Origin of the sequence: Pseudomonas sp. 28 E 9 (assembly GCF_900004785.1) — a bacterium.
GTDB classification, from domain to species: domain Bacteria; phylum Pseudomonadota; class Gammaproteobacteria; order Pseudomonadales; family Pseudomonadaceae; genus Aquipseudomonas; species Aquipseudomonas orientalis_A.
In genome coordinates this window covers 165,833-180,295 of sequence record NZ_CVTK01000040.1, presented here as the reverse complement: position 1 = coordinate 180,295, position 14,463 = coordinate 165,833, and the positions used below count along the sequence as shown (strand labels likewise).

Sequence of the window (14,463 nt, the reverse complement as noted above, 5' to 3'; positions counted from 1 at the left end):
CCGCTCCAAGCGGCTACCTGACCAACTGGAAAGGGTTCTCGCTGCTGTGGTCATAGTCCACCAACTGGCCGTAATCAAGCCGGTAGATGCGATCGGCCACGTCGAAGTAGCGGTCATCGTGGGTGATGGCGATGACCGTTTTCCCGGCCGCCTGCAACTCGGGCAGCAGCTCGTGGTAGAACACATGGCGGAACACCGGGTCCTGGTCCGCCGCCCATTCGTCGAGCAGCAGCACCTCGCGACCCTCCATCATCAGCAACAGCAGGGCCAGGCGCTTGCGCTGCCCCTGTGAAAGGGCCGTGGTGGACAGGCGGCCATCGACGAACTGCACCTTGTGTGCCAGCCCCAGGCGTTGCAGATAGTGATCGACCCGCTCCTCCAGACCATCGAGCTGGCCGTTCTCACCGAGCACATCGGCGAACAGATAGAAGTCGGCGAAGATCGCCGCGAAATGCTCGCGGTGCCACTCGCTGTTCGAGACATCCAGTGTCACGCCATTGAGCGCGACCGTACCCTCGCTGGGCTGGTAGAGCCCGGTCAGCAATTTGGCCAGGGTCGACTTGCCGCTGCCATTGCCGCCGACGATAAAGATCAGTTCGCCACGGCGAACGTGCAGATCGATGGGGCCCAGCTGGAAGGCGAATTCGTCGCTCTGCCCGGGGTAGCGGTATTGCACGTTGCTCAGGCGCAACTCACGGAAAGGCTCGGCGGCCTTGGGCGGCATGTTGAAGTGCACCGTCTCGCCCAGGGCCAGGTCATCGATGGCCTGCAAGGCCACATGGCCGCGGATCACCGCCGGAACGGCATCGAGGATCATCGAGATCGGCGTACGCAGGAACATGATCGCCAACACGTAGCCCACCACCACCTCCTGGCTCAGCAGCCCGAGGCCCTGACCGAGGAAGAACAGCGTACCGATCAGCACGAACACCAGCAGCGACGTCCAGTTCAGGTTGATCGCCCACAGGGTATCGGCGCGTACCGAGGCCTGCAGCGAGGCCTGCGCGATCGGCTCCAGGCGCTGGTTGTACAACATCTGCCGACGTTCCCGGCTCAAGGCCAGTTCGCAGCGGCCGTTGATAGTCGCCTCGAACTGCTCGGTCAACCGGTCGTCCTGCTGCCGCACCTGCTGCATCAGGCGCTTGACCTTGCGCCCGAGCAGCACGTCGAGCAGCACGCCGAAGGCGATCACCACCAGGGTCAGGGCGAAAAAGGGCAGGCTCAGCCAGGCCATGTAAGCCAGGCCAACCAGCAGCAGCAAGCCGTTGTACAGCGAGATCGGCAATTGTTTGAAGGCCGTGGCCACGGTGGTCACGTCCTTGGTCAGCGCATTGAAGATGCGCGAGCTGCCCAGTCGCTCGATGCGCTCCAGGGCGGTGCCCAGCACTTTGCCCACCAGGCGCAGGCGCAACTGATAGACCAGGCGATGGCCAATCTGCACCAGCAGCCACTGGGCCAGGGTGCCGCTGACGAACAGCAGCAACAGCAGGCCGGCGAACAGCGCCAGCGCCTGGCTCAGGTCATCCAGCCCCTGCTCCAGGCTGCGGTTGATATAGCCGATCAGGCCAATGCTGCTGGCCGCACTCAAGGCACTGCACAGCACCGCCAGGAAAATGCGCCAGCGCGCATCATGCAGCAGTTCCTTCAATAACATCATCAGTTCGACACCTTCTCGGCGGGGTGTTGCGGCGCAATGCTTGGCGCCAGCAAGGACAACAGATCCGTACTCAGGCGCGGCTCGGCAACGATCGCATGATGGCCGACATCCAGGCTGCGATAATGCAGCGCCTTGCGCGTGTGCGCCTGCCAGGGTGTACGCAGATCACCGTGGGCATTGCTGCGCCACAACCAGATGGGCACATCGACCACCGGTAAGGCCTGTTCGTACAGGCGCGTCTTGATCGCCCGGTAGCGCACCATCACGGCCTGCAACTCGGCATCAGCGCCGTGGGATTGCAAATGCTCACGCACCTCGGCGTCGGCCAGCATGCGGGTCACGCCCTCGGCATAATCGCAATCGACCAGTTGCCGGGCCAGACGCTCGCGCAACGTATCGCCAAGCGGCCGCGAACGGGTGCGACACAGGAACACCAGGTCGGCGAGCAACTGGCCACCCTCGTCGCCGTCGCCTGCAAGGCTGCGCTGCGGATCATGATCCACCGTCGCCAAGGCCTTGATGGTGAAGCCGGCTGATTGCAGGTGCGCAATCAACAGCAGTGCCAGGCGCGAAGCCAGGCACCAGCCCAGCACCACCAGCGGCCGCTGCTTGAGCGACTCGGGAATGCTCTGCACATAGCGCTGCAGCAGGCTGCCCAGATCCTTGCTTTCCCACCCCTCGTCAAATGCCGCCAGGCCATAAACGGCCTGGGTTTCGCCAAGGTGCTCCACCAACGGTCGGTAGTCTTTCAGGTGGCCCTCCGCGCCATGGACCAGGAGCAAGGCAGGCGCCTCACCGGCCACATCGTTCAGCACCTGCCAGCCCTCGCTACTCGCGCCCTGATCGAGGCTCTGCACCAGTTCGCGCACGGTCTGCCGTTCGAACAGCAGATTAGTTGGCGGATTGCGCCCCAGTTGCTCGCGAATCAGTGCCACCACCTTGATCGCCGCCAGGGAATGCCCGCCCGTGGCGAAGAAGTTGTCGGTCACGCCGAGATCCTCGACACCCAGCACGCGGCACCAGATTTCCAGCACGGCGCTTTCCAGTTCGCCGACCGGGGCCACCCGCGCACCTTGCAGGCGCTGCCGGGCACGCTCCAGCAGCGCCTGGCGATCGAGTTTGCCATTGCTGTTCAGCGGCAGGGTTTTCAGGGCGAAGATGCCGGCGGGCAGCATGTAGTCCGGCAGTTGTTGGGCCAGATCGTCGCGCAGCAGGTTCGCGGCCCTGCCCTGCCCTGGCTCCTCAACAACGAAGGCCAACAGGCGCTCACCATCAAGCAGCACCGCCGCCTGCTGCACACCCGGCAGGCCGCGCAACGCCTGTTCGACCTCCACCAACTCCAGACGAAAACCGCGAATCTTCACCTGCTGATCATTGCGCCCGAGAATGCGCAAGGCGCCATCGGCCTGGCGCAACGCCAGATCACCGGTGCGATACAGGCGCGCGCCGGACCGCAGGTCTTGGCCGAATGCCGAACTGCCGACATCCCCCAGGTAGCCGCGGCCGACACTGGCCCCGGCCACGCACAACTCGCCCGCCTGCCCGCAAGGCACGGGGCGCTGTTGTTCGTCGAGCAGATAGATGCGGTTGTTGCCGAGCACCTGGTTCAAGGCCGTGCCGCTCGCCCCCTGCCCGCTGTCGATGGCCCGCCAGAGCACGCCGACCGTGGTTTCGCTCGGCCCGTAGTGGTTGTACAGGCGGCAACCAGACCCTGCCTGTGCCAGCCGCGCCAGCAGGCTCTCGCCCACCGCTTCGCCGCCAAGCACCAGCACCTGACGCGGCAGTACACCCTCCGGCGGATGCTCGCCGATCAATGCCTCAAGGTGCGATGGAACGATCTTCAGCACATCCAGCGGATGCTCGCGCAGTTCCTCGGCGAAGGCCTGTGCATCGGTGACGCTGGCCTGGCTCAGCAGGTGCACGCAGCCGCCCTGCAGCCAGGCCGGGTAAAGCACGGTATTGCCCAGGTCGGCGAGCAGCGACGACACCAGCCCGTAGTGAGCACCTGCCGGCAGATCCAGCGCGTGAGTGATCTGGCTCGCGTAGTGGCGTAGCTGCCCCTGCTCGATCTGCACGCCCTTGGGCTTGCCGCTGGTGCCCGAGGTGTAGAGCACATAGGCCAGGTGCTGCGGCGCGCTGGTCACCGGTGCAGCGAGTGGTGCAGCGCTGCTGGCCCTCGACCAGGCCAGGCTGGGCACGTCGCAGACCAGGCTCGACTCATCCAGGTGCAGCACAACAGCAGGTTTGGCATCCTCGAGAATGCTGGCCAGGCGCAGCGGTGGCAGCGCCGGGTCCAGCGGCAGATAGGCCGCGCCCGCCTTGAAGCAGGCCAGCATGGCGACCAGCATCTGCGCGCCACGCGGCAGCAGCAGCGCCACCACCTGGTCAGGGCCAGCGCCGGCCTGCTGCAAGCTGCCGGCCACCCGTTCGCTCAGCGCATCCACTTCGGCGTAGGACAACAATTGCCGGCCATCGCGCAGCGCCGGGCTGTGCGGCTGGTGGCGCGCATGGGCACGGAAGCGCTCGACGATATCGACGTCCGCCGGCAGTTCCTCGCCAGTCACTGTGGGCTGCGCCTCCTCCGTCAGCAAGGCATCCAGGCCGTCCAGCGGCGCTTGCGGCGCCTGCAGCAGTTGGCCGATCCAGTGCACGTAACGGCGCAGCAAGAGCTGCATCTGCTCACGGCGATACAACCCGGTGTCGTACACCAGCGCCAACTGGCCCTGGCCGGACTCATCCAGCAGCCAGTGCAGTTGCAGTTCCACCGGAGTGTCGAAGGACAAGGCCTGCAGTGCCTGTACCTCGGCCAGATGCTGCACGCGCAGCCCGGCCTGGTAGCTGGCGCGCCACTCCGGCAGCAGCTCGGCCTGGCCGAGGTACTCCTGCCAGAGCACGGCGCTTTCCAGTTGCCGGGCCAGTTGCCGGGCCAGGCTGACCCAACTGGCATGCTCGGACACATGCACCTGCATGGGCAGCGTTTGCTCGAACAGCCCGTAGGCGCCCTGCAGTTCCTCATAGTCGTCACGCGGGTCGTGCTGCAGGCCCAACTGCGCATGACGCTGACCGTTCAGGCGGCCGAGCAAGGCGCCCCAGGCTGCCAGGGCGAGAGGCTCGATGGTCAACCCCTCGCCCCCGGCCAGTGCCTGCACGGCACTGCACAGTGCAGGTTCGAGCGCCTGCTGCACGCAGCCGCGGGCACCGCTGGCCATGCCATAGCGTTCGATCAGGCGCAGCCCCGGCACCTCCTGCAGGGCCAGGTTGCGCCAGAACTGCACGCCCTGCTCGGCGTCCTCGTCCAGTTGCAGGCCGGCGATCCACTCGGCGTAGTCGCTGTACTGCATCGGCTCGGCCTCAAGTGCCGCGCCCTGCCCCAGCAGCTCACGGCGCAGTTGCTCAAGGCTGCGCAGATCCAGGGAGCAGGCCGGCAGCGCCAGCCATAGCTGCTCGTCGCGCCACCAGGCCAGCAGGTCGGGCTGCTGCGCCTGGCACTGGGCCTGGGCGTCGCGCTGCCAGGCCGTCGCATCGGTGCCGGCACCCGCCTGGTGCCAGTCCAGGCGCAACTCGCCCGGCTCGGCCACGCGCTGGCGCAGGCCAGTGGCGCCGAGCGGGCGCTGATAACGCAGGCGCAGCGCATCGTGTCGGCCCAGGGTGTCACGCAGACGCTGTTCGACCCGCTCCGGCGCAACGCCGGCGAGCGTCATGCGCACCCAGCGGTACGCCTGCGGGTTGGCCTCGGCCAATTGCTTCTGGGCCGGGGACAGAGGCAGGCCAAGATCCATCATGGTGTCATCTCCAGAGGGTTTTCCTCAGCCGTAGCCGGTGCGGCCGCGACCTGATCGCGGCGGTAGATGTCGCCCATGGCGACGACGATGCGCCGCTCGCCCTCGAAGGGGTCGCGGGCATGGGCGGCGAGCATATTGTCGAGCATCACCACATCGCCGCGCTGCCAGTCGAAGCGCACCGCACAACGCTCGTAAGCGGCATTGATCGCCTCGATGGCAGCCTCTTCCAGTTCGCTGCCATCACCGTAGAACACCTGCCGGGGCATGACGCTATCGCGCCCCTTGAGGAATTGCTCACGGATATCGGCATCGAGAAACGCCGGATGGTAGAGCTGGATCTGGTTGAAGAAGCTGGCATCGCCGGTCAGCGGGTGGAGGATCACCGCCGGACACACCTGGCGCGTGTGCAATTGGTTGGCGCCGCGCCACTCGAACTCGATCCCGCCCTCACGGCAGATGCGCTCGGCCTCGGCACGCTCCTCAGTCTGGAAGAAGTGCTGCCAACTGACATCCAGGCTGGCGCTGAAATTGCGCACGTACATCAGTTGCTTGCGACGCAGCTTGACCTGCAGCCAGGCCGGCAGCTCGCGGTACACCTCACGGCTGTCGACGATGGGCGTGGCCCCACCGCTGGTGGCCGGCGTCTCGCAATAGAACCACTGTCGGCGCGGCCAGCGATGCTGATGAGCGCTCTCGTTGTGGAACATGATCATGCGGTCCTTCGGATAGGGCGTGGACTTGTAGATCTTGTTGCCGCCCTCCTTCTTCGGCAGATCGCCGTACTCGCCGTACAGCTGCGGGCACAACGCCTGGCAGAACTGCTCAAAGTCCGCCGGGGTCGGCAGATCGAAACCACGGAAGAGAATCCCGCCGTGCTCGCGCAGCCAGCCTTCCACCTGCTCGCGATGGTTCTCGGCCCACACGGCGGGGGCCAGCTCGCGCTCGCGCAGTTGCACCAGCAGGGGGAAGCTGGAGCCGGCACGCAGCGGCCGGGTTTCGATCGGTGTGGCCGCAGCAGCCGGGCCATTCTGGCGCAGCTTGCCGAGTTTGCTCATCTTGCGTTGCAGCGGGTTGTCCGTGGTGGTGGACATGGCAGCGGCTCCCTTGGAAGGCAGAGGTAAGGCATCGATGGGGCTGTCCGGCGCACCCAACGCAGCATCGAGCAGCGCCAGGAAGCTGTCGCGCAAACGCTCGATGGTGGCTGGGCGGAACAGGCTGGTGCGATACACCCAGCGCAGGCTGAGGGCATCGCCGTCGGCAGCGGCGAACAGCGCCATATCGAACTTGGAGTGTTGTTGTTCACGGCTCAGCGGCGTGACCTCGAGGTTGCCGAGGCGGCGCGGCTGACGCGGCGTGTTGTCCAGCACGAAAAGGGTCTGCAGCAACGGATGCTGGTTGGCCACACGCGGCAGGTCGAGACATTCCACCACCTGCTCGAACGGTGTGTCTTGCCAGGCGAAGGCATCCAGGCAGACATCGCGCACCAATACCGCCTGCTCACGGAAGCTCAGCTCCGGTTGCAGGCGAATTCGCAACGCCAGCAGGTTGACGAAGAAGCCGATCAGCGCCTCGGTAGCCGGGTGTTCGCGGTTGGCCACGTCGGTGCCGATGACCAGATCGCGGCCCTGGGTTTCGCGCTGCAGCACGGCGGCATAGACGGTCAGCAGCAACATGAACAGCGACAAGCCGCTGTCACGCTGCAAGGCCTCCAGGCGTGCCAGCGTCGCCGCCGGCAACTGGAAGTCCAAGGCCGCGCCACCGCCGCTATCGCGCTCGCCGCGCGGGAAGTCGAACGGCAACGGCACCTGGCTCGGTACGCCGGCCAGGGTACGTTGCCAGAACTGCTGGCCCTGGCGCTGACGGGCGCGCAGCGCCGCTGAAACCTGCCAGGCGGCATAGTCGACGTACTGGATCGCCAGTTCGCGCTCCACGGGCAGCCGGCCCTGGCTGTAGGCCTCATAGCCTTCGACCAGCTCACCGATCAGCACCGAGCCGGACCAGCCGTCGGAGGCGATATGGTGCAGCACCAGTTGCAGCACATGCTCCTGCTCGCCCAAGCGATACAGCACCGCGCGCAGCGGCGCCTCAACGCTCAGGTCGAACGGTCGCGTGGCCATCTCATGTTCAGCCTGCGCCCACTGCGCCTGGCTCAGGGTCGCCAGTTGCAGCGTCAACGCAGAATCCGCCTGGATGCGCTGGCGCGCCTCGCCCTGCTGCTGATGGTAGGTGGTGCGCAGGATCGCATGGCGCCGTATCACACGCTGCAAGGCCCGCTGCAACGCCTGGGTATCGAGGGCGCCACGCAGGCGCACGTTGCTGCTCATGTTGAAGCTGCTGTCGCTCGGCTGCAGTTGCTGCATCAGCCAGGCCCGTTGCTGCGCAGGCGACAGCGGCTGGTCGATGTGCTGATCGACCCGCGCGATGTTCAATCCAGCCGGGTCGATGGCGGTGGCCTGGGTTTCCACGCGCGCCGCCAGCTCCGTCAGCGAAGGCGTCTCGAACAGCCAGCGCAGCGGCACCTCGAAGCCCTGCTCGCGCAACCGCGAACGCACCTGCGCGGCCATCAGCGAGTGCCCGCCGAGCTGGAAGAAATGCCCATCGAGCGGCACCTGATCAAGCTGCAGCACCTGGCCCCAGATCTCGCTCAGCAGGGCCTCGCTGGCGCTCATCGGCCGCTGCGCGCTGCCGGCTGCCGCCTGCTGCCGGTTGCGCAACTGCGGCAATTGCTGGCGATCCACCTTGCCGTTGCTGTTGAGCGGCAATGCCGGCAGCGCTTGCAGGTGAGTTGGCAGCATATACACCGGCAGACGTGCCTGCAGATGTTCACGCAACTCGTCTGCGCTCGGCTCGCCAGCCAGACTGGCAACCCAGAACGCGGCCAGGTGCTCACCCTGCACCGCCACCACCGCCTGGGCGACCCCCGGGTGACCGAGCAGCGCCGCCTCGATCTCGCCCAGCTCGATGCGGAAGCCGCGCAGCTTGATCTGATCGTCGCTGCGGCCCAGGTAATACAACTGCCCATCGGCCTGCCAGCGGGCCACATCGCCGGTGCGGTACAGGCGCCCGCCAGCGCCGCCGAACGGGTCGGGGATGAAACGCTCGGCGCTGAGCGCCGGCTGCCCGGCATAACCACGGGCCAGCCCAAGGCCTGCGATATACAGCTCGCCGACACGGCCTGGCGGAACCTCACAGAGGAACTCGTCGAGCACATGGCAGCGCGTGTTGAGCAGCGGCCGGCCAATCGGCACCACCGGCTGATGCAGCGCCTCCACCGACGTACAGGTCGACCAGACGCTGGTTTCGGTTGGCCCGTAGACGTTGATCAGGCAGCCGACGAGCGGCTTCAGCTCGCTGGCCATTTCTGCCGGCAGGGCCTCGCCGCCGGCCAGGGCGACCCGCCCGGCCAGCACCTGGCGATCGCCCTGCAGCAGCATGGCCCAGGTCGCCGGGGTGGCCTGGATCAGCTCCACCGCCCGCTCACGGATCAACTGCGCCAGCAGCAGCGGGTCCTGGCGTTGCTCGTCATCGGCGAGGACCACGCTGCCACCGCGCACCAACGGCAGGCACAGTTCCAGGCCGCTGATATCGAAGGTCACGGTGGTCAGAGCCAGGTAGCGCTGCACGCCGTCCAGCGGCAAGGCGCGCTCCATCGCCAACAGGAAGTTGGCAAAGTTGCCCCGGCTGATCTGCACGCCCTTGGGCTGCCCGGTGGAGCCGGAGGTGTAGAGCGTGTAGGCCAGTTGCTGCAGGTGCCTGGGCAGCGCCGGTGCATCGATCGGCTGCGCCTGCAACGCCAGGTCCTGCCAGAGCTGGCAGCGCAACGTGTCCGGGAAATGCTCATCCTGAAGGTCGCACAGCAGCAGATGCGGCCGCGCCCGCTGCACGATGGCCGCCTGCCGCGCAGGCGGATGGCTCGGATCGAGCGGCAGGTACTGCGCCCCGGCCTTCTGGATGCCCAGCAGGCAGACCAGCAGGCGCTCGTCGCGCGGCAGGCAGAAGGCGATTGTGGACTCCGTCGTCACACCTTGCGCCAACAACCAGTGCGCAAGCTGGTTGGCCTGTGCCTGCAACTGCCCGTAGCTCAGTTGTTGGTCGCGGCAGAACACGGCGGTGCGCTCAGGATGCAAGGCGGCCTGAACCTCGAAGCGGGTCACGAAATCCGCCTCGACGCCCAGCTCGGCAGCGTCGCCCGCGCTGTGCAGGCGTTGTACCGAGCGCAGTGGCAGCGTCAGCAGCGGCTGCTGCAGATCGAGATGCGCCAGGCTGGCCAGCACACCCAGGTAGTCGTCCACCAGGCACTGGATGCGGGCCGGGTCGAACAGCGCGGTGGCGTACTCGACGATCAGTTGGCTGCTGGCCTCATCGCCGCGGCCCTGGCTGAACACATTGAAGGTCAGGTCGAACTTGGCGCTGATCGCCCCCTGCGGCAATACCAGGGGCGCTACCGTGACGCCCGGCAGTTGCAGATTGCGCTCGCCGAGGTGATCGACCTGGTAGTTGAACATGGCCTGGAACAATGGCGTGCGGTCGAGGCTGCGCTCGACCTGGAGCACGTCGAGCAGACGCTCGAACGGCAATTGCTCATGGGCCCGGTCATCCGCCAGGCGCTGGCCAAGGCGCCGCAGAAAATGCTCCAGGCTTTCCAGCCCATCAAGCTGCACGCGGTAGGCCAGGGTGTTGACGAACAGACCCACCAGCGCCTGGCTGTCCGCCGACTCACGCCCGGACACCGGCAGGCCGATGGCGAAATCGCGGCGCCCGGCGTGTTTCCACAGCAGCAGTTGCTGCGCGGCGAAATACAGCACGAAGGGGGTGACCCCAAGCTGCTTGGCACGGGCCGCGATTGCCGAGGTCAGCTCGCCGGGTAACGGGAACTGCTCACGCGCGCCGGCATACGCCTGCACTGCCGGGCGCGGGCTTTCGCTGAGGGCCAGCGGCTCGTCACTCAAGCCCTGCAGGCGCTGCTGCCAGTAATCGAGCAGTACCTGGCCGGCATCCCCTTCCAGCGCCTGGCGCTGCGCTTCGATCACTTGCAAAAGGCCCGTTCCGGGCGCGGACTGACGGCCCTCATAAAGAGCGGCCAGATCCTGCACCAGCAGCCCCATGGACCAGCCATCCACGGCGATATGGTGGGCGTTGAACAGCAGGCGATAGTCGTCTTCAGCGAACTGGAACAGGTCGATGGCCACCAGCGGCCCCTGGGCCAGGTCGAAGACCCGCTGCGCGGCCAGGGCAATCGCGGCCTCCCGTGCATCTGCCGGCGATGCGCGCAGATCGTGCAGGGCGAAGCTGGCCTCGGGCGTTTCCACCAGGCGCTGGCGCACCTGCCCGTTGTCCTCGAAGAAACGGCAGCGCAGGGCTTCGTGACGTTCGATCAGGCTCAGGCAGGCGCTGCGCAGGCGTGGCACGTGCAGTTCACCCTGCAAGACCAGCAGTTGCGTGACGTTGTAGGCGGTGGTGTCGGGTTCGAGCTGCTGCATGAACCACAGCCGCTCCTGGGCATGGGACAGCCGCGCCACCGTGCTGGCCAACGCTGGCGACGTCTCTGCCGGCTCGTTGCGGGTGGCAGGCGCCGGCTCCAGCGCGGCCGCCAGTTGCCGCGGCGTGGGGTTTTCCAGCAACTGGCGCGGCATCAGGCGCAGGTCGGCCTGGCGCAGCCGGGCGATCAGTTGCAGGCTGAGAATCGAATCGCCACCCGCGGCGAAGAAGTCATCGTCCAGCCCCAGTTGCGGCTGGCCCAGCAGTTCGCGGAAGGCCGCCAGAATACTGGCCAGACGCGGCTGCGCGCGGCAGTCGGCACTGGCTGCCATGGCCGCCAGGGTCGGCTGTTCCAGCACGTCGCGCGGCTGCAGCCGGAGCCCTTCGCGCGCGGCGAGGCCGATCAGCTGCAAGCTGAGAATCGAATCGCCGCCGAGGGCGAAGAAATCGTCCTGGCGAGTGACCGCGGCGCAGCCGAGCACCTGGCACCACAGCCGGGCCAGCAATTGCTCGCTGACGCCCTGGGGCGCCTGCCCGCCCTCGTCCACCGCCACGTCGGTTTCAGGCTCGGGCAAGGCACGCCGATCCAGCTTGCCATTGGCGGTCAGCGGCAAGGCATCCAGGCTCGACCAGTACGCCGGCTGCAGCGGTTCGGGCAATTGCGCCCGGGCCTGCGCCTGGATGGCGCTCAGTTCGTCCGGGGTCAGGCGCGGCGCGAAATAGGCCACCAGTTGCATGCGTCCCTGAATCTCGCGTGCCAGCACAACGGCTTCGCGTACCCGCGATTGCCGGCTCAGCCAGGCACTGACCTCACCGGGCTCGACGCGGAAACCGCGAATCTTCACCTGATCGTCCTGGCGCCCTAGGAACGCCAGACGCCCATGATGATCCAGGCGTACCCGATCACCGCTGCGGTAGAAACGCTGCCCTGCGTCATCGATGAAGGCGGCGGCAGTGACGTGCGGCTGGCCCAGGTAGCCCAGCGCGACCTGGGGGCCACCGATCAGCAACTCGCCCGCCACGCCGCGCGGCACGGGCTGGCCCGCCGCATCGACGATACGCAGCTCGGCACCGGCCAATGGCTGGCCCAGCGGCAGGTAAGCGCCCTGCCCGGCCTCCGTCACCTCGCCACAGACCACACCGATGGTGGTTTCCGACGGGCCGTAATGGTTGAACACGCGCAGCTGCGGCGCCAGTTCGCGGATGCGCGCGAACAGCGCCGCATCGAAGCCTTCACCGCCCAGGATCAGCAACTGCCGCGGCAGTACCCGCCGGGCATCGTCCAGCGCCAGCAGGCCACGCAAATGCGATGGGGCGATCTTCAGGCAGTCCACGGGATGTTGGGCCAGAAAATCGGCCCAGCCAGGTGGATCGAAGGCCAGCGCAGCCTCCGGCAGGATCAGCGGATCACCTGAGTGCAAGGCGGCGAAGACGCAGGTCAGGCCGAGGTCGGCGGCGACCGTGGCCAGGGTCGCCCAACGGCTGCCGGCGCTGGCCTGCAGGCGCTGGCTGACGGCAGCGGCGTAATGCGCCAGGTTGGCATGGCTGACCAGCACCCCCTTGGGCTGGCCGGTGGAGCCCGAGGTGTAGATCAGGTACGCGGCCTGCTCGGGCTGGCTAAGGCTGGGCACAGGTTGGCACGGTGCGGGGGCGGCGAGATCGGCGGCGCTCAGTTGCAGACGCGCGACCGCGCCGTTCAGCGCTGGCGCCTCGGCCAGGGTCAGCAGCAGGCTCGCCGCGCTGCTTTCAAGCAGTTGCTGCAAGCGCTGCACGGGCTGCGCCGGGTCGAGGAACAGGCAGGTCGCCCCCCGTTGCCAGCAGGCCAGCATCGCCAGCACCTGCTCGGCGCTGCGCGGCATGCACAGCGCGACTACCTGGCCGGGGCCGACGTGCTGCTCGGCCAGGCGCAGCGCCAGTGCCTGCACGGCATTGGCCAGATCGCCGTAGGCCAGCGACTGCCGCGTATCGCACAGGGCGGGCGCCTGCGGCGTGCGCGCGGCCCACTGCTGCACCTGTCGATCCAGCGGTTCAGGGCTGGCGCCCAGCGCGGGGCCCTGCAGTTCGCTGCCCGGCGAGGCCAGGCGCAGTGCCGACAAGCGCTGCCCGGGATTGACTGATGCCTCCTGCAGGATGGCCTGCAGATCGTCGAGCAGTTGCTCGATGGTGGCCGCCTCGAACAGCTCATCGCTGTATTCCAGCTCGCAGCGCAGGCGCTGGTCGGCGCAACGCAGCAGACGCAGGGTGAGATCGAAACGGGCATGGCGCTGCGGCGGGTCAAGCACCTCGACGGTCACCCCCGGCAGGCTCAGGGTGCGGCTTTCCGGCAATTCGACCTGCACGAACATGGCCTGGAACAGCGGGCTGGAACGCGGCCGGTCGAGGGCTTCGAGGATCTTTTCATACGGCAGGGTCTGCTGGTCGAACGCCGCCGCCACGCTGTCGCGGGTGCGCAGCAGGGCGCTGCGAAAGTCCGGGTCGTCCTCCAGGCGCTGGCGAATCACCAGGGTGTTGAGCAGCGGCCCGATCAGCGGCGCCAGCTCGGGGCGATCGCGTTGCGCCACCGATGTACCCAGGCACAGGTCACGCTCGCCGCTGTAGCGCGCCAGCAGGCAGGCGAAAGCGGTCAGGCCAAAGATGTACAGGGTCACGCCCTGCTCGCGGATGGCCCTGTCCACCTGCGCCGATACGTCAGCCGGCAATTCGCGCACCCGTACCGCGCCGCTATGGCGACGCTGGTTGGCGGGCGGACGCGGATGATCGCAGGGCAAGGCCAGCGCAGCGGGCGCATCGGCCAACTGGCTGCACCAGTAATCGAGTTGCTGGCGGCAGGCGTCGCTGGTCAGCCACTCGTGCTCCCAGGCGGCATAGTCGGCGTATTGGATGTCTAGCGGCGGCAACCGGGCTGGCACGCCCAGGCTCAAGGCACGGTAGCCGTCGGCCAGCTCGCGGGTCAGTTGCTGGGCCGACCACGCGTCGTAGGCGACGTGGTGGATGGTGAAGAACAGCCAGGTGCTGTCCTCGGCACCGCTGAACGCGCGCCAGCGCCATGGCACTTCACGGCTCAGGTCGAAGGGCTCGGCCAGTTGCCGGGCGTACTCGTCGGCGCACCATTGCTGCGGGTCGGCGAGCGCCTCGCGGGGTAGCGGCTCGACCGCCGGCAGGCCCGCCGTCCAGGGCTCGCAGTGCGCCTGCAAGTGGCCTCCGGCATCGGCCACGTAGCGGGTGCGCAGGATTGTGTGCCGCTCCACCAGTTGCTGCATGGCCTGCTGCAGGCACGCCAGGTCCAGACGGCCATCGAAGCGCAGCACCGAGCAGAGGTTGTACAGCGCACGGCTGCTCAGGGCCTCGGCCGAGAGAAAACGCAGTTGCGCATGGGCCAGCGGCACCGCTGCACCCTCCCCGCCAGCGGCCGGGACGATGGGCAGGCGCCAGCTATCGATGCCCTTCTCGGCCAGGCGTTGGCGGAACAGTTGCTTCTTGTCCGCCGGCAGTGAGGCCAGGCGCTGGGCGATCTCGATAAAGGCCTGTTGGTTGGTCACAGTCATC

Annotated in this window: 3 protein-coding genes; all 3 read right to left on the bottom strand. The window is 67.4% G+C overall.

Annotation, left to right across the window (positions count from 1 at the left end; genetic code table 11):
- Positions 1–13 precede the first annotated feature (13 nt).
- Genes BFQ00_RS08390 through BFQ00_RS08380 form a run of 3 tightly spaced genes read right to left on the bottom strand, consistent with a single transcriptional unit; the run spans position 14 to position 14,462 of the window.
- Positions 14–1,657 (bottom strand): cyclic peptide export ABC transporter, encoded by a 1,644-nt coding sequence (locus BFQ00_RS08390; RefSeq protein WP_065933176.1) that lies wholly within the window; start codon positions 1,655–1,657, stop codon positions 14–16.
- On the bottom strand, positions 1,657–5,439 hold the full coding sequence (locus BFQ00_RS08385) for a non-ribosomal peptide synthetase (protein WP_065933175.1): 3,783 nt from the start codon (positions 5,437–5,439) through the stop codon (positions 1,657–1,659). The genes BFQ00_RS08390 and BFQ00_RS08385 overlap by 1 nt, the downstream gene beginning before the upstream one ends.
- Complete coding sequence (locus tag BFQ00_RS08380; RefSeq protein ID WP_065933174.1) at positions 5,436–14,462, bottom strand: non-ribosomal peptide synthetase; 9,027 nt, start codon at positions 14,460–14,462, stop codon at positions 5,436–5,438. The genes BFQ00_RS08385 and BFQ00_RS08380 overlap by 4 nt, the downstream gene beginning before the upstream one ends.
- Position 14,463 lies beyond the last annotated feature (1 nt).